This is a genomic window from Echinicola shivajiensis (genome assembly GCF_018642165.1).
Classification (GTDB): Bacteria; Bacteroidota; Bacteroidia; order Cytophagales; family Cyclobacteriaceae; genus Echinicola; species Echinicola shivajiensis.
In genome coordinates this window covers 244,699-269,572 of the sequence record NZ_JAHHZM010000006.1, presented here as the reverse complement: position 1 = coordinate 269,572, position 24,874 = coordinate 244,699, and the positions used below count along the sequence as shown (strand labels likewise).

Here is a 24,874-nt window from a genome sequence, read left to right as displayed (position 1 = left end):
TTAAACTTGATCTTTCAAAAGTGGCACAGTTCGAACCGAAATCCCAACTGGAAATGGCACGGTTTAAACCGAAAGGCCTGGCACAGTTTGACCGAAAAGGGTGGCACAATTCAAACCGTTATATCCACCGGTTCTAGTTGGTAAAACTCAGCCAATTGCTTTATCCGTTCAATTGTCAATTTGGTTTTTCCTGATTCAAGATTAGAATAGGTTCGCTGATGCATATCCAACTTATTGGCTACATATTCTTGACTAAAGTCCTTGGATTCCCGTAGTATCCGCATAATTTTTTGAGCGTTTTGCATAGCCAGATCGATAAAAGTTGCTAAACCTGAAAAGAAATGTTCTAAGCTAGAACATTTTCCTTATTACAACCTAAGCTCATTCTTCTGATCTTTATGAATAAGGAAATCTTTAAGCTAAAGATAACAAAGAATTTCAAGTATTAGAATTTATCAGGCAACAAGGCTCCAAGCACTACTCCAAATTTAGGCATTATGAATGATGTGAATCCTTTCCAAGATCAACTTCTAGACAATCACGCGACTGGCCAAAATTTGATGGCCTTTAGAAAGCTTAGGAATCTGAAAGCCTTAGAAGTAGCTGAGCATCTTGGCATGTCAGAAGCCAACTATACCAAGTATGAGCGTGGGGAGAATAAAATCACCATAGAAATCATTAAACAATTTTCACAGTGTGTGAAGGTTAACCCCATTCATATCCTTACCATCCAACCTGGTCATATAATTGATTTTTTTTATGGACTTGAAAACAAGAATAATTTGATGGACAAGAATCAAATAGAATCCTTGATCCATATTTTAAAGGAACTTAAAGAGAGTAACGATTCATTGAAAGACATATTAGCAGACACCTTAGTTTCACCTTTAATAAACCAATCATGAACAATATCCAAAAAGACGAACTTATTAAAACCTTAATACTCCAAGACCTTAAGCATTGCCAATTACTTTATGGATTGGATAGACTTAATCTGGATGCAGGTTATTGCCATTTTCTTAGTATACTTGATCTCATATCCAAGCTGATGGAAATATCAGATGATGATGTAAATGATTTTATTGAAACTTATATGTTGTTCATGAATAAATGCATGGACTATCCCCTATCCAAAACGGGTGAAGAACTAAAACCTTTAGCTGAAGAATGCTATATGGTTTTGACTGAAATTCAAAAAGAGGTGCCTACTGCATAACTAAAGCCTTGATGTTCTAGCATAATTATTTTTTCAGAGGTTAAAATCCCCTGTACTATATTATTGACCTTACTGTTTCTTTTTACCTCTTGAATGCCACCTTATGAAGCGAAGGGTATTGGTCAAGGGGGCTGACATAAGGAGGCATTTACCTGCCCTTGAGGAATAACCTAAGCAAAATACCTTTGCATGCTTGAGGGAAAAGAGATAAATAAATTCCCTTTTAGAAATCTAGTAGAAAAATCCGCCGTCGAAGGATTTTGTTCCCATGATAAGTAAGGGAACTGCAAGATGGGATTGTGGCACAATCCTACATCTTGCTTATGTCCAAAACGATATCATTTAATCCCGGAAAGTTTAAGAAACTAATTGTTGACCAAAGTTCAAATTTTGATAAATATGAGGGTGATTTTTTAATTATCCCCTCTCCCATAATCTTGGGAATTTCAGTATTTGTGCAGTTTGATTCGTCTAACGGACCTAAGATTTTTACTTATCAAAAGGCTGCGAGTCCCGAGCACCTTTCCCCCGACTTGGGAGGCTGAAAAGAGGGTTTTGTATACAAAACTACATCTTGCTGTATCTAAATTAGATACTAAGATTAACCTTAATTTAATATCCATAATTATAGGTGGTTTCCAAAAAATAGTATCAATCAAAGACAATGAGAAATGCCAAAATTAAAAGTTTTCATTACTAGGAAGTTTTTAATAAACATGTAAGCCTTCAGAAGGCATTTCTTTTTTGGTTTAAAACATTGTTTAAACAAATAGACTTAATTTCTCATAAACTCACAAATAAATAACAATTCATCATTCCATTATTCAATCCAGTTAAAATAAGACCTTAAACACCAAATCCAAATTCTCCACATAGCCATTTAAAATAAGTGTCGAATGAGCTCAACAAAAGCAAAAGCCGCATTTACTATTGCGGCTTTTGTAATTTAAAATCAAAAAAACAATGACATTGTATTTCTAAATAGCCATCTATTTTTTACATCAGTAAGGTCTACACTTTAATCTCATCAACTGTATTGGTAGTAATTTTAACCCCATTTAAAATCACCGGATCATCCTCTCCTATCTCCAAACGATAAGTGCCTCCCTCATATACTGGAGGAATAAACTCATTGCCTCTTACCCTTATTGCTTGAATAAGTTCTCCATTATTTTCATGATAAACCTTGATAACTTGATTGGCCTTTTTTAATGACATTTTAGGCAAATACCCCATTGGTTTTCTTCCATCATTATCCAATTGGGAAATTGTCAGTGGCCATCCGGGAAAGGTATTTTCTTCAGATGGATTATCCATATCTGCCAAAAATCTAATCGCTTCCATTTTAATGGTTCTGTGTACTTGGTCAAAAGTTATCAATCCAAAACCAGAGGCCTTTGCTTGTGCCATTTTATACCTATTGGGTTCTTTAGGAAGTTGATCCAAAGGGTTTCCAGTAGCATAGATATAATTTTGGTTTCCGAAAACATCCCTGTAAATACCGGTATTAGGAAGATTGTGACTTGGACGATCTGAGAAAGGCAAGTTCAAGGTATCTGGTTGACACCACCTTGGATATCCTGTGGAAATGGCTGGAGTACAAAAGGTCCACCCAGCATCTCTATTAGCATCTACACTATACTGCAATAAAAATGGAATATGTTGGTCCCCATTGACATGAAAAGCACTGGCCTTTCTAATTACGCGCAATACTTCATCCCGCTGACGTTTGGGCCATCCTCCTGAATCCAAATCTCCCTGAAGATAATCTTTTTTCGGTCCATGATAGGTACAGACATTGGCAAATAGTGTTTGACTAAGCAAAACTTTCATATCCACGTCCTTCCAATCTTCAACCCAGTTTTGTAAAAACTTCAACTGTTCCTCACCTACCAAGTTCAAACCTTCAGGGTTTAGCTCACTAGATGGATAAAAATCCTTAATATGATCTATTCTCCCTGTATTTTCTATATCCAACAGCTCCGGACCGGACTTAAAAATTCTGTCACTTACTATGGCAAAACTGATCCTCCCGTATTTAAGCTGAGTAAACCAAGTGGTAAATCCCGCTTTTAGGGGACTGGCCTTTACTGGATCTGGCAAGTGCGATGTTTGTGTTTGATTGACCACATTGATCATAGGAACTGACTGAACAAAGCCTCCATGTGCATCCATTACACTGTCCCATTTTTCTATGGAGACTTGCAAGCCACCTTCACCCCACAAATTCCCTTGAAAAACATCATGATCATCAGGTGTGCATATCGTAGGACGATCTTTCATGACCTCCCCAAATGCCCAGCCAAACATATACCATTTCCCTAAGTAACTTAAAATGGATGCTTCAACAGGTGCTCGCTTGATCGGGTAACCACCATTACTTTCATAAATCTGATCTCCGGAAAAATACAGCAGATCAGGATTGGTCTTTTTCAGATTTTCAGTCAAAGGACGATAGGGATACCCTGAAGCATGTTGACAGGTCAGACCGCCCAACACGAGGTTTTCACTGATAGGCTCCTTCCTGACAATTCCTTCATAAAGATATACTTTTCCATCCAACTTATATTCCACTTTGTAAGGAACATCACGATCAAAACTCCAATCAGAAAGATCAAAATGCGCTGTATAAGCTTTCTTATCCACTGGCCTTTCTAGAAGCTTTTTCCATCGTTTACCGTCTTTTATAGAAAGACGAACCTCTTGGGCATCATTCTCCCCTATAGGTGGAAGCTGTGCTGTCAGTTTCAGTCTATTATCGGAAAGCGTATACATGGTCCATAATATCGGACCAAAGGATTCCTCAGGCATATAAACCACCTTCGTACCTCCGAAGTGTAGATTGCTCCAAGAAACACTTGGACTTTCTTCTTTTCCCTTACAGGTAATAGCGACCAAACCGGACATTCCATGATTCACTTCCTCAACCAAGGATTCCACTACTGATTTACCTTGAACCAGCTCCAATTTTAATGTAGTTCTTTCCCCATGATCCTCAGCAGTAAGCTGCAGTTTAAAGGATGAAAAAACATCGGTTGAAATACTTTTTTCTTGTTGACCCAAAATCAATTTACCATCAGCCGACACCCCTACAAAAAGACCTTTTCCAAAATAACATGCGGCCTGAGTATTACCTGGGTCCGTTTGGTCTTGAATCCCAAGTGTAAAACCAACCTGGAGCTTACTTGAAGTAGCATTAAGTTCCATTTCAGAACTGATGAAAAACTCTCCTTTTCCAGCTTTCAGCTGGTACTCCAACAAATTCAGATTGGATTGCCTCTCTGATCCTATAAATCTTAGGCCTCCATTCTTTATCCTCCAGTCTTCCATTGGAACAGCCCAAAAAGATGGGGCTATCCAAACCCTATCTGGAAGCTTTTTAAAATCCATAAAAAACGATCCCTCCTTGGCCAATTGTTCAATAAACCCATGCTGAGCTTTAAGGTTTTGCCAAGGAAGTAGGCTAGGCACCATCACTCCCATACCTTGTAAAAACTTTCTTCTATCTAACTTCATATTCTATATTGAGATACCCCAAATACCTTATTTTTGGTAGTCGCTTTATCAGTATTACCAACTATATCAAATGGGTCAGGAATTTTATTAAACTTGTTATTATTTATAATGTATATCCGCAATTATACCAGTAAGTTTTACCATTCAAAACATTTCCTAAAAAGAGAACACATATCTCTCAGAAATACTAAATTAAATCTGTGTAGATCCGTGGAATCCCGATAAATCGGGACAGGCTGTGAGAAATAAGTTTACTGGTGTTAAAACGGATAATCAGATTATTTATATTGAAATAAATTAAACGGTTTACTTTGCCCCTTAATTTTGAGTACAACCACCCCATGCGATGGAACATTCAGTGAAACCGTTTCCATATTTGTATTTGGGTAAAACTTTTTCGACCATAGATCCATCATTTCATAGCCTTCTTCAGCCAGCAAACCCACATCTTCCAAATTGAAGTCCATTGTTTTATCTTCCTCTGACCTGTTCAGCAATGTAACAGCTACTTCTCCACTTATGCTTGAAATCAGGGGCTTGGCCCAAACTTCCAAATCTCCACGGTCAATCACCCTCCTGGCCTGATAAACCATCGGATCCTGATTGATTGCTATCAATTCTTTATTGGTCAATATACCTAAGGTCTCCTCCGAAATAGTGGTCAGGTCATTGCTGGCCATCAGGGGAGAGTTAAGCATGCACCACATGGTAAAATGTGTTTTGTCTTCGTCATAGGACATCCCTCTACCCACCTGTAGCATATCCATATCATTTACATGTCCAGGCCCTGAATACTTCCATAGGTCAGCATTGAGATCTACAATGCCCATAACGGATTCAAAAGTATTGGCTATATCTGCAGAAATCCTCCAAGAGTCTGCTAAATTGACTACCCATTCACCAGGGAACTTCCACCTGCAAACATTAAAAACAACAGCGGGATCCATCTCTCGGATAATATTCCCGATTTCGGTATACCTCACCTCTTCGGTTAAGCCCATCCAGTCTCCTCCACACCAATCCACTTTTACAAAATCATATCCCCAATCTTCAATCATGAGGGAAAGATCTCTTCTTTCATGGCCATAAAGCCCCACTCCAACACCAAGGGTGTCTTTATCCCAATAAGATGCGCAAGTATTGATTCCCGCATCGGTATAAATTCCAGCCTTCAGCCCCTTACTATGGATATAATCTGCTAAGCTCTTCATTCCAGAAGGAAACTTTTCTGGATGTGAATAAAGGTTTCCTTCTTCATCCCTGCCTCCAAAATAACCATCATCCATATTCAAATAAGTGTAACCTGCCTCCAAAAGCCCTTGTTCCACCATCGCGTCTGCTTGGGATTTAATAATTTCTTCGTTGATATTTACTCGATAATTGTTCCAGCTTGCCCATCCCATTAACGGGGTCTGCGGACGTTGTGCTTTAGCCGAAAAACCAATCAGCATCAGTAGTAATAAAACGTTAAATTTCATTGTACTCAGATTCATATTAAAATGTTAAACTAGATATTTTGTACCACTTATCCTTTGGCTTTTCCTTGAGTGCCAATTCAATTTCTGCCTGATTATTTCTTTCATTTACAATGGCTGTTACCAAGAAATAATCTTCACTCTTGACATTTTGAGGAATTTTAATTTCAGTAATATATAAATAATGTTCTCCCTTGATCCAATCACCGGGATTGGCACTTCCTTCAATTACCATGGCAGTAACTTCTGCACTCTCTTTATGTTTCAATCCCCAGGCCAATTTATACTTACCATTCCAGTTGGGGTGGTGATTGGGCAAAACCCCAACGCCAAGATTTTCCCACGAGCTCTCTACTATCAATGAATCTGAAGTTTGTCTAATATTTACTTCATTTGGGTAAAGCCTGTAGCCACCATGTGTGATAAACTTCTGAACCGCATCAGGAGCTTGTTTTATCCAAAATTTTGCCTGCAATGGCACCCTTAAATCATAAATATTGGCATGATGGTTCAAGGCATCTTCCATTCCAAAACTTAAAGCTTCTCTCCAAGAATGAAACTCAAACTGTTTGTCTGTCTTATAGGCAGTGCCTGTTGTATCCTGGGTTTTACTATTGAGCCAATAACACCCCTCGGCCATTAGCGGATACTTTGGGAAAAAGTAATTATCAACCCTATCCCTTGATTTCTGGGCAAACCAATAACTGCCCAAGCCATCTCTTCTTGGCAGGAAATGTTTGTTCTCAAAAACCAATGGCCCTGCATATTTCCAGTCTGCACTTGATAGATTATAGACGGTAAGGATATTTTTGAAATGGGATTCATAGATACCAGTGATTCTATCGATTACTTCTCCCTTCTTATTTTTATCAATTAAAAGGAGGTTATGGCCTTCTCCCCAAAGCCCCGCTCCATAACCATCTACAAAATCTGTCACCTCTGGATCATCAAATTCAGCTGCTAAGGCAGCTACAAATGTGTTGAATTTTTGCATAAAAACAGGATCATCATAATATGGATTTTTAAAACCCCGTTTATTAGATCCCTTTTTTGACACTTCATATTGGGCACCTGCTTCAAACACATAGTCAGGTGTAGCTTGCTGAACCTGACTTCCACTGTGATGAAATACACGAAATGCCAATTTCAAATTCCTCTCCTTCGCTCCTTCTATCAATTTGATAAAGTCAGGATCATGCTCCCAAGCATACTCTCCTTCCTCTGGCTCAAATGCAGACCAGATCGCCCGAATATATAGAATATTACTTACCTCATGGGCGTTCACTTCATCCATCTGCTTCCAAAAACTATCCACATTGAGGTGATCAAAATTTTCTTGGTAATAGGAATACAGTTCCCAGCCCTCATTGTACATCACCCAGCCCATTGCTGGATTTTTCAGCACACTGGTCGTATCGGGTTCCATTTCTATATTCATGGAGCTTCCCCCACTTTTTCTAGCAGTGCATGCTACAGCCAATAATGCCACAATAATCAATTGCAGAAATAAAGTTTTAGAGGAATTTAAAGGGTCTCCTAAAACTTTCTCAATTTTACTCATATATTTTTTACTTATAGCAAGTTTGTCCAACACTTGATTGTTCCCCCACTGACACAACTGGCAAATCAACTATTAGATCATAAAATGCACATTGATTTTAGATTACGATCAGATGGTTAAAACTACATTTAGAATAATAGAAAAGACTTGCTCAAAACATCCAACGGTGCAGCAAGCAAGTCTTTTTTTAAGTAATTATATTAGAATTTCACATAAATAGCTGACTGGCCTGCTTCTTTTGCTGGTATTCTTCCTCTTAAATCCCATTGAGGTCCCCAATCCGTTATGACCATATAAACGCCTTCATCTGAAAGCGTAGCAAATTTTTGGATTTCTGATTTAGAAAGGCCCATTTCGATTCCGACTTTTCCATTTCCTAAAGATTTCTTTTCAGAAAAATACCACCAAACGGCTGCTTCCGATTGCCATGTCCACTTCCATTCTGAAGACTCAGCTCCATCCTTACGTGTATATAGCCCATGCGCAGTATCCGAACCTAAAATATCGAACCCAGTGTTTAACCAAAAATTATCATTGACAAATCCAGTTGAGATATCTCCATCTGTATTGACTGCCCATTCCGGCATATGCAATGATAAATCTGAATTACCTTCAATGTATACACTGATCAAATCTCCCGATCCATCCACTTTAATTTTCTCTATACTGCCATCCCCTGTTACATCTTCCAAAAAAGGAATTTCTCCCCAATCCGTGAAGTCTCCATCGATAGCTATGGAAGCTGGAATATCAATTAAAGAAACTTCCTTAGACACCGTACTTACCTTCCCTGTTTCACTATTAGTAGCCTTTAAAGTTACCGTAACATCATAACTCCCCGGTCGGGTATATTCAAAGGAGGGATTATCCATTACACTTTCTGAGTCTTCAGCATCTCCAAACTCCCATAAAAAAATATCGGCATTGATGGATTTGTTGATGAACTCAACTTTACCTTCACTGATCTCAAATTCAAAATCAGCTACAGGTTCATTTTTATCTGTATCATCTTCACTTATACATCCAAATAAATTTAGAAGTACAGCTACACTTAGTGCAAATGATTTAATTATATTGACTTTCATTTTTATTTAGTTTTTTGGTCCAAACTAAAGGCACCATAAAGACAAAACAATCCTATTCAACTGATGCCTTTTAAATTTAAATTGAGTTAAAATCGAACAGATATATGAGTCTATTCAGATAGTAAATTCAACATCTCTAATCTAAACTGCTCAACTTTTGCAGGATTTTCTACTTGTTGATTTGGCCCTTGATATACTTTGCTTAAAAGTTCCAAAGCTTTCGTTCTACCAAAGTTTTGTTCAATCATTTTCAACAATTCATAATCCTCTTCACCATCTCTAAAACGCTCTAAACGTAGGGTTGAAACTGGGTAATCTTTTCCAAATTCATGTCCTCTATAGATGAGATGGCCATCTCCTGGCTTAGCCCAAGTAGGAATCACATCTGGGTCTATGCTTTCGTAATTATTAACTGCCCAATACAAAAAGCCCTTACTTTGTTCTTTCCAACTTCTCCACATCATGGATCTCATCCCTATAGCAGAAGTGTTATAGGTGAAACCTGGCTTCACTCCACAACATGTATAAGTCCACCACTCTTGATTTGGATAAGCCTTTTCAAGATATTGCTTGGCTCTCTCCTCGCTGCTCTGTAATGGATAATACCCCGAGTTGATTATGAGTGGATATTCTTTATAGTATTCAAATACCTCAATCAAATTGTCACTTTCAGCAGTCATTCCACAAAAAACAGGAAGTTGTATTTTTAAAGTTGGGGAAATAGTAGATAGTCTTTCAGCATGATCCAGCACCTTAGCGTGATCTTCATAGCTTCTTGGCTCATCATAATAGTAGACATATGACTTATTCAACAGTCCAGCACTTTCTACCTTATTGTATAATTGGGTCAGTTCCTCATCATTATAATGATAATAGGGTAATCCAATCGCAGCAAACCTTGGGTCCTTGATATAATCCTCAGTTCTAGGATCATCCCAATCATAGGGAGATGATTGAACATCCAAATGCATATCAGGAGGTCCCCAATTCACCAAATAAGGAGATAAGCGATTCTTAAAACATAATTCGAAATACTCTTTCCTTTTATTTATAATTTCTTCTTGATTTGTTGAAGTCGTTAAAACCTTTTGATAGATACCAAAAGTTAAAGGGATCGACGGGGTCACAGGAATGGTGACATCCTTGACTTCAACAGTTATAGTGATCGTCTTTTTACCACTATACGATTGAATGATTAATTCATCCTCGTAAGTCCCTGCTTCAATGGCTCTGTCTGCCTCATAAGTCCCCAATAAGTAAATAGTCTTATTAGTAGGTGCAAAAGTTTCATCATCTATTGGAACGATGACATCCCTCGCACCATTATAATTTTCAATTTCACTTAGACTAAAATTCAATAAATTATTCTCACTATTTTTAATGAATTCCAGCTTTTGTAACTCATCAAGCTCCAAGGCCAATTGAAAGCTTTCTATTTCCCCCTTGGCCATGACCAAATTAACTTCATCTGATAAATTTGAACTGTAAGCCGTTGGGACAATTAAAGAACTATTAATATAGGACTTCAAGGATAATTCTTTGTTGTTGTCATTGTCTGTATCATCCAATTTTTCAGCACAGCCAAATGACATAATAAGCAAAAGGAAATAAAACATGGTATAAAAACTAGTGCCTATATTAATTGATGATTTTTCTGTTGTTCCATTTTTAATTGATAAAATCATATTTTCTAAATCAGTTTATTAAAAACATCCTTCATCACTTTTAGTAAAAATTAGAAGCGACCTTAAAGGCGGGTATTCATATTAAAAACTACCAAGGAACATTATTCCATTTGAGTTTAGAATCTATCCAAACCCAAATAGAATAATGATATGATTAACTTACTAATACAAGATCAGTCTGTTAATACCCTTGGTTTTGCTTTAAATTCCCTTTGTATTCATTGATAAAACCAACAGGGATAGGGAATAACATCTTGTTTGGATCTTCATCAAACTTGGTATATCCATTGCCATTGGTCACCCTTTGGTACCTGATCAAATCAGCTCTTCTGCTTCCTTCACAGTACAACTCATGAGACCTTTCCATCAGTACAGAATCCCTTAACTGGGACTGTGAAAGATTGGACAAAGTGCCCAGTCCTGCTCTTACTCGGATGGCATTCAAAAAGGACAAGGCTGTATTGCCACCGTCACTTGAAAGCAATTCACCATCTTGACTTTGCTGGATCGTGCTTGGGGCATTGACACTGGAAGTCTCACCCAATTCATTTAATATTTCAGCCATGGACAATATCACATCAGCATAACGGTAAACAATGAAATCATGCCCTTGGAAAAAACCTACCTGATTATCGTCAGGCTCATATTTCACAGGAATGGCTCCATCTGCAAGACCATGTCTATTGCTGAACGGCTTTTCCCTAGTGATCTCCAAACCTGAATCCGTAGTATAGGACGCTGCTATGCCAGATAGACGCATATCCTTTTGGTCAAAGGTGTCGTAAAAAGACCAAAGAATTTTATAACCTCCCCAAGCTCCTGCACCACGGTTAAGGGCACTCGGATAGTTATTGGGCAAGGCTTCCGCATGCCACATATTAGTATTGAAAGAATAGTCAGAAGGAGTGGCAAACACTATTTCTCTATTTCTCTTATTGGAAACGGTAAAGATATCACTGTACTTAGACTGCAATTCATAGGATCCTCCACTGATAATTTTTTCAGCAGCTTCCTTAGCTTTGGACCAAAATTCAGCATTGCCTGTTCTTCCTGCTTCCAACATGTATAGCTTCATCAAAAGGAAATTGGCCAAATCCTTATTTACCCTTCCAAAACCACTTCCAAAATCTGCCTTAGGAAGGTTTTCACCTTTTTGAAGGAATGATTCAATTATACTGACAAATTCCTCATTGCTCGGGCGCTCAGGATATTTGATCTCCTGAGGGTTGGCCAGCATTTCCTCTGTTGGATATGGAACTGGTCCATACCAATCATAAAGTAGCAAAGCCTTCCAACCCGCAACCACGCTGGCTTCTGCAATCAAGGCATTTCGCTTAGCATCAGGAATATCCGCCATTCCTTCTATCTGCTTGATCACTATTCTAGCATTGGAAATATGGTTATAGTATTTGAACAAACGTTCTGTACCATAGCCACGAGATTCCTCCCACTGGTGGGTCCTAAGATATTCCCAAGGATTGGTTCCGTATGAACACATAACCATGTCTCCTGCGGCAATATCTGATGCCATTTGTACCGAATTGATGTTTTGGACAAACATCCCCGGACTCCAAGTACCAACTTTTGTAATAGAATTATAGTATAAGGCTGCCAAGGCCAATTCAGCATCTTTTTCAGTCTGATAGAAATTGTCCGGCGTAATCTTATTATACTCCTCTCGCACTAGTTCACAACTTTGCATTATCAAAGTGGTGACCATCAGATATACGATATATTTCATTTTATTCATTTCGCTCAATTTTGAATTAGAAACCAACTTGTAAACCTAAATTGAATGTTCTCTGATTAGGGTAAGCCCCGATATAGACATCCGTCTCAGGATCCATACCTGTATAAGGTGTGAAAAGGAACGGGTTCAGCACATTAGCAAAGACCCTTAATTTTCTAATTTTCAATTTATCCAGTGAAGTAGATGGTAAAGTATAGCCCAAAGTGATGTCCCTCACCCTGACAAACCAAGCCTCTTCCAAAAAGAAGTCCCCAGCCCCATATTTTGCGGCACTTTGTAAAGAAGATGTCTCGGTGCCAGATCGGTTATCACTGTTCCATCTATCCAAGATTTCAGTCTGCATATTAGATGCATTGCTCAACATGGCATTAATACTTCCTCCTCCATATATTGTTCTAGTGGCATTGGTTTTCCATCTATTAAACATACCATAGGCATATACAGATAGGTCAAACATCTTATAATTAAAGGTATTGTTTAGGCCAATTGTGAAAGGGGTGTTGACACCTACTTTAACTCGGTCTGCCGCATTGATCATACCATCAGGCTCCCCACTGTACATAGGCTTCCCATTTTCATCCATTACGCGGTTACCATCTTCATCCATCAAATACCCATCAACATCCAAAATCTTGATTGTACCAGGAATTTGATTCAGAGGGTCTTCAGATCCAACTTCTACCAAACCATCGGATTCATAGTACCACAATTCACCAAAATATTGTTGAGGACTTTGATTGATGGCCAAAACATAGCTTGGGTCTCTCTTTAACCATTGGTCACGATAGTAGGTAAAGGTGAAGTTGGTTCCCCACGAAAAGTCGTCTTTGACTATGTTCTGGGTGTTCAGGGTAACTTCCGTACCATAGGTTCTCTTTTTTGCATCCAAATTATAAAGGAGTGAAGAAACTGGGTTGGAACTCAATAGGTTTTTGCTTCCTAGAATACGACTGATCTCTCTATTGAAGTATTCCACTGAACCGGATACCCGACCATTAAACATGGCGAAATCCAAACCAAAATTGATATCCACCTGCTTTTCCCACTTTAGATCAGGATTACCTAATCCGGCCAATCTCACTCCTGAAATCACCGAATTTCCCCACATGGTATTGGCTCCCGGTGAATAATAGTCTGTAAATGCAGTACCTATATTATCATTTCCCGTCTCACCATAACCTGCTCTCAACTTAAGTTGATCCAACCAGGTGGCTGAGCCTTCCAAAAAGCTCTCTCTGGTGATATCCCATCCTACTGATATCCCAGGGAAAAAACCATATTGATGTTTAGGTGAGAAATTAGACGAACCGTCTACCCTCATATTCATGGTCACAAAATACTTATAGTCAAAATCATAACTGGTTCTCATGAAAAATGAGATTACCTCAGAGCTACCACCATTTGACCAGATATTCGGCCTATCAGCACCCAATCCTAGGTTATACCATTTTACTCCATCATAAGGGAAATTGGTTGCGCGCATCCCATTTCCTTCCCATTCATAATACATGTACTCAGTACCCAAAGTACCAGACAGGTTATGTTTTTCACCAAAGGTGTTATTGTAATTCAATAAGGCTTGGAATTGTTTATTGGACTTCTTATTTGCAGCCCTATCAGCACGTCCATTGGTACTCAAACCTGCTATGGTGCTTGTTGGTAGATATCCATAGCTATCACTTTGATTGCGGTCATATCCCACCTGAGTTTTAAAGGACAACTCTGGTAAAATTTCATATTCCAAAAAGGCATTGGCAAAGAAGCGCTCCATTTTGGTCTTATTATCTATTTCCAGGTATGAAACAGGGTTCGGGAAATTAGATTGTCTGATATTGACTTGGTAACCTCCTTCTTCATTTCTCACAGGAAGTGTCGGATCAAATTGTAATGCACTGGTAAGAATACCACTGTTTTCATATCTTGATCCATTACCTATAGAAACATTGTCAGAATTAATTTGGCTAAAGTTTATAGTAAGCCCAGTCTTTACCTTATCACCTAGGGTTTGGTCGATATTTACCCTACCGGTATACTTGGACAAGTCATTGTTTTTAATGATCCCTTTTTGGTTGTATCCACCAAAAGAAGCATAAAATCTGGTGTTTTTTTGATTACCTCTCACTGAAAGATCATAATCCTGCACCATACCAGTACGGGTTACCTGATCCAAAAAGTTGGTACCGGTCTTGGTTCCATTCTCATATTCTGCTATCTGACTATCTGTATATAAAGGTGTATATGCTCCTGGTGCAGACCATCCTCCTGGCTTCGGTACTCCTTCATAAACATCCTGTCTACCATCATACAACCACTTTTCATACTTCACACGGTTGGATTCTTTCATATATGTTATAGGATCCAGCATCTCTGGCAAGTTGTAATATTCCTGTACCCCACTGGAAACACTTATATCTGCCGTAAAAGAATCACCTCCTTTTTTTCCACGCTTCGTGGTAATCAAGATTACCCCACCAGCAGCTTTCGAACCATAAATGGAGGTGGCCGAGGCATCCTTAAGCACATCAATACGCTCAATATCATTAGGATTAAGAGATGATAACACCCCATCCAAAGATCCCGTACCAAATTGCCCCACACTCGCCGGAGAAAATCCAGTAGTAGGCATACCATCGATTACAATCAAAGGAGCCCTTCCTGTTGCGGAACCTCTAATTTGGAAATTTACAGCTCCACCTGGCTGCGCTGAATTCAAATTAACTGTCAAACCTGCAGCCCTTCCGCTTAGTGATTGCGCCACAGATGACACAGGTCCTTTTACAGCTTCTCCCACATCTATCGAAGAAACTGAAGAAGTAACGCTACGACGGTCCTGCGTACCATACCCCATTACCACTACTTCACCTAAAGCAGACATCTCCTCCTCAAGGGTAACATTGAAGCTCGTTTTTTTACCAACAACAATCTCTTGGGGTTTAAATCCTATATAAGAAATAACCAATACGGCCTTTTCATCAGCTACTTCAATACTGAATTTGCCGTCAAAATCAGTAAGTGTCCCATTACTTGTACCTTTTTCAATAATATTCGCTCCAAATAAAGGTTCACCTTTACTATCAAATACAACACCTTCTATTCTATGTGCTTCTTGATCTTCATAGTAATTAATTTTATCATAATCAGGATTTAAATTATTGAAGTTATTAAAGCTGGGCGTTTCCGCATTGATCTGTAAAAATGACCCCAATAACACCAAACCGGTGAGTTTCATTTTTAGGCCAGACCTGGAAAAAATAACACCCTTATTAAACTCTAGTGTTTTTCTCATGTTTAATATTGTTTGTTATTAATAGATTTTCAAATCCCCTTGTATTCCATTCGGAATTTTCTGAGAGGTTAATTGACAAGTATTACAATTTCTTTAAATCATCATTTTCAAGGCTTTTAGGTGAAACATCATTTTGAATAGAACGGAAAAACCAAACTTTTCAATTAGAAAAATAAAATTCAACAAGTCATATATTCCGATCTATAACAGTTCGAATATTAAAAACTGAGCTTAACAATTCGTTAACAGAAGAGGTTACAATTGGGTTACATCAACATTACTTTAGGGTTACGCATAAAAAAAATATCACCTAAAAACGGCTCATATAAGCAATTTTTAAAGATTTCTGTATCTTAGACCTTCCAATTTACTTTCCACCGATGGTTACTTTATGAGTATTAAGTCAATCTTATTTTTATTTCTTGCTTTGATTGCTTGGGGCAAGCATTTAACTGCTCAGCAATATGTGCTACAGTTCAAATCATTAAATAATAAGGATGGATTATCAGATACCCGGGTAACTGATGTACTTCAAGCTTCAAACGGAATAATCTGGATAGGCAATAAAATAACTATTGATAGATACGATGGTGAAAACACCTCTTCTTATTATTTGGACAGGAACAATACTATCAACCAACTGATAGAAGATAGCCACAACAATATATGGGCAGCAACAAATAAAGGAATTTACTTCTACGACGCGCAAATCAACCAATTCAAAAAATTAACTGTTAAAAACCCAGATTTACAGACCATAATTAACCAAAGAATCACCTGTATTGGGCATTCCTCGGACGGCTTTATCTATTTTGGTTCCAACTATGGCTACTTGGTCAAATTTTTGCCTGATTCAGATGGTTCATTGGTAAAAGAGAAATTTGAGATTATACAAAAGCCTGAGAAAATAACTGGTTATGCCACTGCAATTGTCCAAGACGCACATGATAATCTGTGGATAGGCTCCACTGATGGCACGGTTTTCAAATACCGTAATGATACTTCTGAGATTTATTTAGACAGAAATGAAAATCACACCTATATAAATGACATCGCTCCAGACCAATCAGGAAATCTATGGGTAGCCACCAATGGAAACGGGCTTTTAAAAATCGATGCTGATGGACAAATTCTCAGCCATTTCAAAAATGACTCTTCCCCTGAAAAAACGATCAATAATAATATGGTTATTTCAATTCTGGCAGAAAACAATCACCTATGGATCGGCACAGATGGGGGAGGCTTAAATTTGTACGAGATAGACAAAGGTGCTTTCAGTTATTTCTTTCAAAACTCAACCACCAACAGTATCGCTGACAATTCAATCCTCTCTATCAAAAAAGGCTTGGGTGATAATATTTTTCTAGCTACTGTACATGGTGGGCTTTCAGTACTAAAAAGTAAGTTCAACATTACCAACATTTCTTCAAGCCAACTAGGCTTCTCGCATGTGGACCAACAAGGGTCCGTCATTCTTGAGGATAATAAAGGGGACATTTGGCTATCGGCAGGAAGGGAAGGCTTATTAAGGTATAATAGACAAACCCAAGTTTCAAAGCTCTATACCGATCATCCTAATCGAAAAAATGACCTTAATGGAGGTATAGTTCTATCGCTATGCCAAGATCGAAAAGACCGGCTATGGATAGGTACTTTTAGAGGAGGATTGAGTGTGTTAGACTTGCGCAGTGATAAGTTCATTCCTATAAAAAGTAACAAACAATTCAATTCTGTTTTCTCCATTGCTGAAGACAAGGAAGGCAATATTTGGGTTGGCCATAGAATGGGGATCACCATTTTTGACATGAATTTAAGGCCTGTCCAAGACTTATCCCCTTCATCCAAACTCATACCACTTTCAAATGGGACAAAATCAATTTTTCAAGACATAAACGGAGACATGTGGGCTGGAACCATTAGCGGGCTTTTCCGCTACGAAATGAAAAACGGGATACTCAAAAAACACAAATACTTATATAATGAAAATGATTCTCTGTCAATTAGCAACAACCATATCCTTAGCATAGGTAAAACCAAAGACCTGTCTATATTAGTGGGCACTTATGGATTTGGTTTGAATAAATACAATAGAGAAAATGATAATTTTGAACGGATTAAGCTACCCAACAAACGATCCTCAATCATTCAGGGGATTTTAATGGATGATTCCGACAATATTTGGTTAAGTACAAATTCTGGACTCACTAAAATTGATCCCTCAGGCAATATCACAGACTTCGATGAAAGCAATGGGATTTATCCTTTCACAGGAGGTAAAGCGCATTTATCACATGATGGCAAAATACTGATGGCTGGTAGCTACGGACTTTCCTTTTTCGACCCAAAAGACCTTAGGCCCTCTGATCCCAATTTTAAAATCAATTTTACTGCTGCGATATCAAAAAGTCAGAATACCTCCTCTACTTTATCTTCGACATCTATTTACAATTACCAAAACAACCCGAACAAACAAATTAATATTGCTCCAGAAAACATTTTACTTACCATAAACTATGCCTGCAGCGATCCGATTCTCTCCGAACAGGTCAATTATGCCTATATGTTAAAAGGATTATCAGACTCATGGAACAACATCGGCCATCAGAAATCCCTATCCTTCTCCAACCTTAAGCCAGGAGAATATACGCTTTATGTAAAAGCAGCCAATAAAAATGGGGCTTGGAGTCCTCATATCTCCTACGTAAAAATTAAAGTATTACCAACACTCTTAGAAAGCCGGTGGTTTCAGATTTGCCTAATAGTCCTTTTGATCCTTGTGCTACTGTCTTTATACCGATGGAGATTATCATCGCTCACAAAACAAAGACAAAACTTAAAAATACTTTTAGATGAAAAGGCTCAGGAAGTAAAAAAGCAACAGTCAAAGATCGCCCAAAACAAAATCGACCTTTTAAACATTGAAAAAAACAATCAAGCTTTAAAACAAAAGCAACTTAAAGATGAATTAAGCTTTAAAACCGGAGAACTTACCAACCTGACCTTACGAACGGTCCATAAACATGATTTGCTCAATGAGATCAAAGCTAGCCTACGAAAAGAACTCAAAAACAATCCTATAAAAAAAGAAAACCTTAAGGTACTGATTGAACATATCGATGACAGCATTATGCTGGACAAAGACTGGGACCAGTTTTACGAACTATTTAATCAAATTCACCCAGGTTTTATCAAAACCTTAAAATCCAATAATCCCTCACTTAGTGAAAGGGACGTAAAGCTGTGTGCCCTGATCTATATGGGATTTACTTCTCAAAATATGGCCACACTATTTGGTATTTCACTAAGTTCTATAAAAGTCGCCCGACATCGCCTTAGAAAAAAATTGGAGCTCAATGAAAACGACACCATCGTCGATTTTTTAAAAGTATTGATTCCCTAACATATGGATAATGTTAGGGAATCAATATCTTAGCGCTTAATTTTAAAACCTCCTCCAAATCCTCCAAAAACCGGTTCGAAACAAGTACCTAGAGGTCAACAACTCGGTACTCTTAACTTTAAATATTTAATTAAAAAGGTCTTTATTAAACTTGTTTAGATTTTATTTTTATTCCAACCACATCTTTTTTAATTGAAATCCATCAACTTCCCCAACATTTCTCTATCACTTTCATCATCCAAGAAGCTCTTAATATACGCCTTAATCGTCTTAATATCAGCATGTCCTAAGGATTCTCCTACATATTCAGTGGAAGCGTTATTTCGTATTGCCATGGTAGCAAAACTATGTCTTGCAGTGTATGTACTGACATTATCCTTGATTCCCGATTTTTCGGCATATCGCTTCATATGCTGATTGACAAAACGAGTAAAGTTCTGTTTAGCTTTGAGTTTTTCTCCTTCCCCCATTTCTTTGTGAAGAATCGGAAATACATATTCTTCACGATCGCCACTGGTTGCTCCATACAATTTGATCACCTTTTTGGAGTGCTTCAAAAGTGGTACACGAATAACAATTTGATCGTCTGTGGTATCCTTGGTTTTTTCCCTTACAAATTCTAAGAAATCACCGTTAACGTTTTTCCGCTTGAGATACAAGATATCCTTCATATTCATCCCTTTGCATAAGTAAGAGAAAAACCAAAAGTCTTTGGCTCTTTGTTGGAATTGGTTCTGCGGTTCACCCTCAAATAATAATTTTAATTGGTGCTTATCCAAGGCCTTCTTTTTATTAGTTCCCTTGGGAATAACATAGCCATTTTTACCAAAAGGATAATGATCAGTTTTGATGGTATTAAAGATGTGTCTAAGCGTTCTTAAGTAATAGCCAACGGTTGTTTTTGTATTCCCCTTATCAAGCATCCACTTTTCAAAATTCTTTAGCCATTCCACTGTGATATCTTGTATGTAAAGGTTTTTGGGCTCCCTTTTTCGTCGATTAGCTGTTAGAAATTTCTTAATAGCTTTTAAACTGGCCTCATAGGTATGTTTGGTGGCTTCCCTTTTCTCCAACTCTAAAGCCTTTATCTTTTGTTGGTACAAATAGAAAACATCCTTGACATCACCCTCAGGTTTAAATAAGAGGTTTTCAAAAGATTCAAAGGTGAAATTGTCCAGCCTATTGGCCACCTCAATATACTTATGTAGTAGGCTTTCTATTTGAATGCGGATTTGCTTTTCAGCTTTTCTGGGTTTAACTGATAGGAATACCTTTTCATAGGTTACCTCGTCCATATCCATTCCAACGGAATAGTATTTCCGTCTTTTGGGCATTGGAGTATAAACCTTTATTTTTAATGGATAAAATCCATCTGCTTTAGTCCTTCGGGTGTCCAAGTAGATGGTCATTTCAAACTGTTTTCCAGACTTGGCAAGTTTCTTTTCCATGACTAGTTGATTTGAGATTTGCGCACGATTTGCACACAAAATGATGTCAAAACTTGTAAGCAAAGTAATAATCCATTTTCTTGTTCATTTCACTCCACCACACCTGTTTACCTAATTCATCTTCCTCCTGTGGTGTCTGCACCTTCATGCCAAAATAGGATTTACCACCGTCTGGTTTCCACTCTATGCGCAATGGTACTCTCTTACCGGACTCCATCTCAAAAGTAAATTTATAACTATTCGGGTTCCAAGATGTTCTCCAACGTTCCGGTACTACCAATTCGTCATTTAAATAAACTTTCACATATCCGGCATAATATAGGCTAAACTGATATATCCCGTCATGAGGAGCCTCAATAGCACCTTCATAGGTAACATTAGCTCCTTTCAAAGGGAAATTTTCAGGCAGGTTTCTTACCGTCTTAATATCTTCAAAATGCAGAGAATCTTCCTTGCGTACCAATCTTGGCCATTCAATGCTCGAAGACTCATAAGTACCTGTCAGACTACCTTCCTGTCCTCCTTTATCGTATAAGGTAAATACCTTGTTTAGTTGCTTAAATTCCCGGCTGTCCCCAAAACGGCTTAAAGAGTAACTGTCCCACAAGAGCCCATAATTTTTATTGGAAACAATAAATGGTACAGAAACCTTTGTATTGTATTGGAACAATTCCTCACTTTTTCCTTTATAATTGAATTCATCGGCCTGGTGCTGTCCCAATCCATAAAAAGCCTCGTCATCCGGTGAATCAAATAGCTGCCTAACCGAGTAGCCCTTTGTTCCTTCTACCTCAATAGGAACAAACATCCTGCCCCCCCCTTCGCCTCAGCCAAAATACGGCGATTGTCTTTATCCTTGAATATTATTCCACCATCAGATTTCGATACCCTTACATTCAACCGAGCAGTGCTTAAGGTGATAGAATCACCGGTATCATCTACGGTGAAAGGAATTGTTTGAGCATTCGGAACAATAATTAAACTTGTGTCTTTGGGAAAGTGCTGGTCAGGCGTAGCCGAGACATGGATCAGTTCATCACCTAATACCTGCAATCTTAGCTTAGCGGCTTCTTTCTTATCCTTTTGTACCAAGTTGAGAATTATTCCATCTTGGTTTTCTTCATAATCGGATTTGGAACAAGCAGCAAATATTAGCATTCCAGCTAAACCCAGTAGCGTTATTTTTGTCTTCATTTAATTAATGGATTTTCTAAAAACATTTAACCATCAAATTTCCGATAAAAAAATAGTTTCAATGGTCGCTTATGTTTCTAAGTAGGTATCATTATCACTTTTGTACAGGTGTATTTAGCCTCTCTGCCCATTCTTGGATAAACTTGAGCAGTAAAATTTAAAATAAAGGAAGTGTAACGGATTTGCCCTTGATGCCCATCGTTAAAAATGCTTGTACCATTGCATAGAAACACCCTTAATGATGAAAACAACAGTTATTAATATCCTTCTAAGTTTAGCACTTATCATTGTAGCAATATCATTGTAGCAATAAGCTGCTCTAAGCTTCAAGAGAAAAGAGTAGACACGCTTCTAAAAAGAATCATTGCAAAATGAAATCATGAATACAATTTGTAATGAGCCGAAAACGATATCGAATATGCTACAATACATATTGGATAATGACCAAGCTTTACACCAATAATGAGCTAATGCAGCAAATTATGAAAGGCAAATCAATGATGGAAGATATGCTGAGAGACCAGATTATATATATCCTTGATAGTTTAAAACCATAAAAACCCACTTCCATTTCGTTTCCCTACCTAATAGGCCTCAATTCAAAATGCTGTCAACTTTCTGCCCCGGTATTAATGGAATGATACTCATCATCATTAATTGCAGTTGCCATCATTTTTTATGGTTTATAATCCTACTAGATTTATTCATAATAAAGAAACCGCACATCAAAAGTCAGGGATATTGAAATAAAACATCCCTAAATAGTGAATAGATAATTGATGGAAGTACTCAAATTCCGATTTATGATATCAAACATTAATTCATAATAAATCAATATTTAAAATGTCCATCTCTCATCAATCATATTGTATTCCTTTTTCAAATATCTCCAATAATGACATTCAGAAAGTCGGGGGAAAAAATGCTTCTCTAGGGGAAATGACACAGAAATTGAAATCATTTGGAATTAATATTCCCGAGGGATTTGCCCTAACAGCTACAGCTTACCAAGAATATTTACACGCTAATGATCTCATCACTCCCCTTACCGAAGAATTGGATCAGCTAGACAAGGATGAATTAAGCAACCTGGCAGAAATAGGGAGTAAGTGTAGAAAAATTATAGGCCAAGGAAAGTTTCCAAAAGACGTGCTCACTTCCATTATTAATGCCTTTGAGCAGTTAAATCATAATCATGATACGTTTGCCGTCAGGAGTAGTGCTACAGCAGAAGATCTTCCCTCGGCAAGTTTTGCAGGTCAGCATGATAGTTTTCTAAATATTAGCGATCATGGTCAACTAATTGATGCTATTCAAAAATGTTATATTTCGTTGTTCAATGACAGGGCCATCAAATACCGTCTTGACAAAGGCTTCGAACATATGAAGGTGTACCTATCTGTTGGAGTACAAAAAATGGTTAGATCAGACATAGGCTCAGCTGGAGTGGCCTTTACCCTTGATCCAGAAAGTGGTTTTGAGAATGTCATTTATATAACATCTATTTATGGCCTAGGAGAAAACATCGTACAGGGTGCTGTGAACCCTGATGAATTTTACCTGTTCAAGCCATTTCTCGCAAAAAATCAAGCACGTATTCTTTACAAAAAACTCGGGACCAAACAAAATAAAATGGTTTATGCTAATAAGGGACCTAAACCAATAATGAATATCCCTACAAGTACCGAGGAAAGGAACCAATTTTCATTAACTGATGAGGAAGTTGAAAAGCTGGGCATGAATTGTTATCAAATTGAAAAGCACTATGGAATTCCAATGGATATTGAATGGGCAAAAGATGGCAATTCGGGCATTATCTATATTGTGCAGGCACGACCAGAAACCATACACTCACAAAAAGACAAAAACAAGATCCAAGAAAAAGAATATCATCTCCTTTCGAAGCCCAAGCCAATATGTTCAGGGACCGCAGTGGGCAGATCAATTGTATCGGGAAAAGTTTGCTTGGTAAATAGTCTTGCAGACGAAGATAAAGTGCGTAAAGGAGATATTATTGTAGCAGACATTACAAGTCCTGACTGGAATCCTTTGCTACGCAAAGCAGTCAGCATTGTAACCAATAAGGGGGGAAGAACCAGCCATGCTAGCATTGTAGCGAGGGAATTGGGAATCCACGCCGTCGTTGGTGCACAAAATGCTACTGAAAAATTAAAAGATGGCCAATTAATAACCGTTTCCTGTATAGAAGGAGACACGGGGTATATTTATGATGGCAAGATCAATTGGGAGCAAAAACAGGTCGTACTATCTAAGGAAGTTAAAACCAAAACTGAGCCAAAATTCATCCTTGCTAATCCTTTTCAGGCATTCCGACTAGCCAACTATCCCAATCTAGGGGTTGGATTACTTCGAATGGAATTTATTATAGCAGATGTCATTGGTATTCACCCAATGGCATTAGTAAAATTTGACGAGCTACCCGATGGACCCGAAAAGGATGAAATAGAAAAGAAAACAGTCAATTTTCAGGATAAAAAACACTATTTCACATCAATCCTTTCTCAACATCTGGGACTGGTAGCAGCTGCATTTTACCCCAAGGAGGTAATTGTACGAATGAGTGACTTTAAAACCAATGAATATGCCAAGCTGTTGGGGGGAAGTACTTTTGAGCCTAATGAGGAAAACCCCATGTTAGGTTTCAGAGGGGCTTCAAGGTACTATCATGATAATTATAAGGATGGATTTGCCTTGGAGTGTGAATCCATCAGGATCCTTAGAGATGAAATGGGCATGACCAATATAAAGATCATGATTCCATTTTGCCGCACAACTGAAGAAGGAGTAAAAGTCCTGCAAACCATAAAAAACTTTGGTTTAGAAAGAGGCAAGAATGGACTTGAAATTTACGTCATGACTGAGCTCCCCAGCAATGCAATCCTCGCCAATGAATTTGCAGATCTCTTTGATGGTTTTTCTATTGGTTCAAATGACCTTACGCAATTGGTACTAGGTGTAGACAGGGACTCCTCAATCATCCACCACCTTTTTGATGAAAAAAATGCTGCAGTAAAAAAAATGATCAGCCAATTGATCCAAGCTGCACATGCCAATGGTATTAAGGTAGGCCTATGTGGTCAAGCTCCAAGTGATTTTCCGGATTTTACCCAGTTTTTGGTCGCTCAGGGCATAGACAGTATATCCTTTAACCCAGATGCATTGATAACTGGAATTGAAAATATTTCTATGGCAGAAAAACAGCAAAATCATTCTTTATTGAATGTTAAGCCTTAACCC

The 24,874-nt window shown here is 38.0% G+C and carries 15 protein-coding genes; 4 read left to right on the top strand and 11 right to left on the bottom strand.

What is annotated here, in order from left to right; translation table 11 throughout:
• Window positions 1–110: 110 nt before the first annotated feature.
• Window positions 111–284, bottom strand: a complete 174-nt coding sequence (locus tag KMW37_RS22460; protein WP_262898199.1) for a helix-turn-helix domain-containing protein — start codon at window positions 282–284, stop codon at window positions 111–113.
• A 213-nt stretch (window positions 285–497) separates the two neighbouring features.
• Here KMW37_RS22460 and KMW37_RS12785 point away from each other — a divergent pair, with 213 nt between their 5' ends.
• Window positions 498–905, top strand: a complete 408-nt coding sequence (locus KMW37_RS12785; RefSeq protein ID WP_215225020.1) for a helix-turn-helix domain-containing protein — start codon at window positions 498–500, stop codon at window positions 903–905.
• On the top strand, window positions 902–1,216 hold the full coding sequence (locus tag KMW37_RS12780) for a hypothetical protein (protein WP_215225019.1): 315 nt from the start codon (window positions 902–904) through the stop codon (window positions 1,214–1,216). The genes KMW37_RS12785 and KMW37_RS12780 overlap by 4 nt, the downstream gene beginning before the upstream one ends.
• Before the next feature lie 1,011 nt (window positions 1,217–2,227).
• Here KMW37_RS12780 and KMW37_RS12775 read toward each other — a convergent pair.
• The 7 genes from KMW37_RS12775 to KMW37_RS12745 form a co-directional block, all read right to left on the bottom strand.
• Window positions 2,228–4,732, bottom strand: a complete 2,505-nt coding sequence (locus tag KMW37_RS12775) for an alkaline phosphatase D family protein (RefSeq protein ID WP_215225018.1) — start codon at window positions 4,730–4,732, stop codon at window positions 2,228–2,230.
• Between the two features lie 278 nt (window positions 4,733–5,010).
• Window positions 5,011–6,210 carry a glycoside hydrolase family 27 protein gene (locus KMW37_RS12770; RefSeq protein WP_215225017.1) on the bottom strand — a complete coding sequence of 400 codons (1,200 nt, stop codon included), beginning with the start codon at window positions 6,208–6,210 and terminating at the stop codon, window positions 5,011–5,013.
• 16 nt (window positions 6,211–6,226) lie between these two features.
• On the bottom strand, window positions 6,227–7,768 hold the full coding sequence (locus KMW37_RS12765; protein WP_215225016.1) for a hypothetical protein: 1,542 nt from the start codon (window positions 7,766–7,768) through the stop codon (window positions 6,227–6,229).
• Window positions 7,769–7,968: 200 nt separating this feature from the next.
• Entirely contained in the window at window positions 7,969–8,853 is an 885-nt protein-coding gene (locus KMW37_RS12760) for a PKD domain-containing protein (protein WP_215225015.1), read from the bottom strand.
• Between the two features lie 110 nt (window positions 8,854–8,963).
• Window positions 8,964–10,538, bottom strand: a complete 1,575-nt coding sequence (locus KMW37_RS12755; protein ID WP_215225014.1) for a DUF4091 domain-containing protein — start codon at window positions 10,536–10,538, stop codon at window positions 8,964–8,966.
• A gap of 181 nt (window positions 10,539–10,719) precedes the next feature.
• Window positions 10,720–12,288 carry a RagB/SusD family nutrient uptake outer membrane protein gene (locus KMW37_RS12750; protein WP_215225013.1) on the bottom strand — a complete coding sequence of 523 codons (1,569 nt, stop codon included), beginning with the start codon at window positions 12,286–12,288 and terminating at the stop codon, window positions 10,720–10,722.
• A gap of 16 nt (window positions 12,289–12,304) precedes the next feature.
• Window positions 12,305–15,574 carry a SusC/RagA family TonB-linked outer membrane protein gene (locus KMW37_RS12745; protein ID WP_215225012.1) on the bottom strand — a complete coding sequence of 1,090 codons (3,270 nt, stop codon included), beginning with the start codon at window positions 15,572–15,574 and terminating at the stop codon, window positions 12,305–12,307.
• Between the two features lie 391 nt (window positions 15,575–15,965).
• Here KMW37_RS12745 and KMW37_RS12740 point away from each other — a divergent pair, with 391 nt between their 5' ends.
• A complete protein-coding gene (locus KMW37_RS12740; RefSeq protein WP_215225011.1) occupies window positions 15,966–18,974 on the top strand; it encodes a two-component regulator propeller domain-containing protein in 3,009 nt (1,002 codons plus the stop codon).
• 188 nt (window positions 18,975–19,162) lie between these two features.
• Here KMW37_RS12740 and KMW37_RS12735 read toward each other — a convergent pair whose 3' ends face one another.
• The 3 genes from KMW37_RS12735 to KMW37_RS22600 are packed head-to-tail and all read right to left on the bottom strand — an operon-like array spanning window position 19,163 to window position 21,616.
• The gene (locus KMW37_RS12735) at window positions 19,163–20,422 is read right to left on the bottom strand and encodes a tyrosine-type recombinase/integrase (protein ID WP_215225010.1); all 1,260 of its coding nucleotides are present in this window, start codon (window positions 20,420–20,422) and stop codon (window positions 19,163–19,165) included.
• A gap of 46 nt (window positions 20,423–20,468) precedes the next feature.
• Complete coding sequence (locus KMW37_RS22605) at window positions 20,469–21,230, bottom strand: PA14 domain-containing protein (protein ID WP_317195573.1); 762 nt, start codon at window positions 21,228–21,230, stop codon at window positions 20,469–20,471.
• Window positions 21,209–21,616 (bottom strand): DUF4968 domain-containing protein, encoded by a 408-nt coding sequence (locus KMW37_RS22600; protein ID WP_317195572.1) that lies wholly within the window; start codon window positions 21,614–21,616, stop codon window positions 21,209–21,211. The genes KMW37_RS22605 and KMW37_RS22600 overlap by 22 nt, the downstream gene beginning before the upstream one ends.
• 843 nt (window positions 21,617–22,459) lie before the next feature.
• Here KMW37_RS22600 and ppsA point away from each other — a divergent pair.
• Complete coding sequence (ppsA, locus tag KMW37_RS12725) at window positions 22,460–24,871, top strand: phosphoenolpyruvate synthase (RefSeq protein ID WP_215225009.1); 2,412 nt, start codon at window positions 22,460–22,462, stop codon at window positions 24,869–24,871.
• Window positions 24,872–24,874 lie beyond the last annotated feature (3 nt).

Excerpts from the sequence above, each read along its gene's own strand:
- KMW37_RS22460 (WP_262898199.1), bottom strand. The coding sequence starts at position 284 with ATGCGGATACTACGGGAATCCAAGGACTTTAGTCAAGAATATGTAGCC.
- KMW37_RS12785 (WP_215225020.1), top strand. The coding sequence starts at position 498 with ATGAATGATGTGAATCCTTTCCAAGATCAACTTCTAGACAATCACGCG.
- KMW37_RS12780 (WP_215225019.1), top strand. The coding sequence starts at position 902 with ATGAACAATATCCAAAAAGACGAACTTATTAAAACCTTAATACTCCAA.
- KMW37_RS12775 (WP_215225018.1), bottom strand. The coding sequence starts at position 4,732 with ATGAAGTTAGATAGAAGAAAGTTTTTACAAGGTATGGGAGTGATGGTG.
- KMW37_RS12770 (WP_215225017.1), bottom strand. The coding sequence starts at position 6,210 with ATGAAATTTAACGTTTTATTACTACTGATGCTGATTGGTTTTTCGGCT.
- KMW37_RS12765 (WP_215225016.1), bottom strand. The coding sequence starts at position 7,768 with ATGAGTAAAATTGAGAAAGTTTTAGGAGACCCTTTAAATTCCTCTAAA.
- KMW37_RS12760 (WP_215225015.1), bottom strand. The coding sequence starts at position 8,853 with ATGAAAGTCAATATAATTAAATCATTTGCACTAAGTGTAGCTGTACTT.
- KMW37_RS12755 (WP_215225014.1), bottom strand. The coding sequence starts at position 10,538 with ATGATTTTATCAATTAAAAATGGAACAACAGAAAAATCATCAATTAAT.
- KMW37_RS12750 (WP_215225013.1), bottom strand. The coding sequence starts at position 12,288 with ATGAATAAAATGAAATATATCGTATATCTGATGGTCACCACTTTGATA.
- KMW37_RS12745 (WP_215225012.1), bottom strand. The coding sequence starts at position 15,574 with ATGAGAAAAACACTAGAGTTTAATAAGGGTGTTATTTTTTCCAGGTCT.
- KMW37_RS12740 (WP_215225011.1), top strand. The coding sequence starts at position 15,966 with ATGAGTATTAAGTCAATCTTATTTTTATTTCTTGCTTTGATTGCTTGG.
- KMW37_RS12735 (WP_215225010.1), bottom strand. The coding sequence starts at position 20,422 with ATGGAAAAGAAACTTGCCAAGTCTGGAAAACAGTTTGAAATGACCATC.
- KMW37_RS22605 (WP_317195573.1), bottom strand. The coding sequence starts at position 21,230 with ATGTTTGTTCCTATTGAGGTAGAAGGAACAAAGGGCTACTCGGTTAGG.
- KMW37_RS22600 (WP_317195572.1), bottom strand. The coding sequence starts at position 21,616 with ATGAAGACAAAAATAACGCTACTGGGTTTAGCTGGAATGCTAATATTT.
- ppsA (WP_215225009.1), top strand. The coding sequence starts at position 22,460 with ATGTCCATCTCTCATCAATCATATTGTATTCCTTTTTCAAATATCTCC.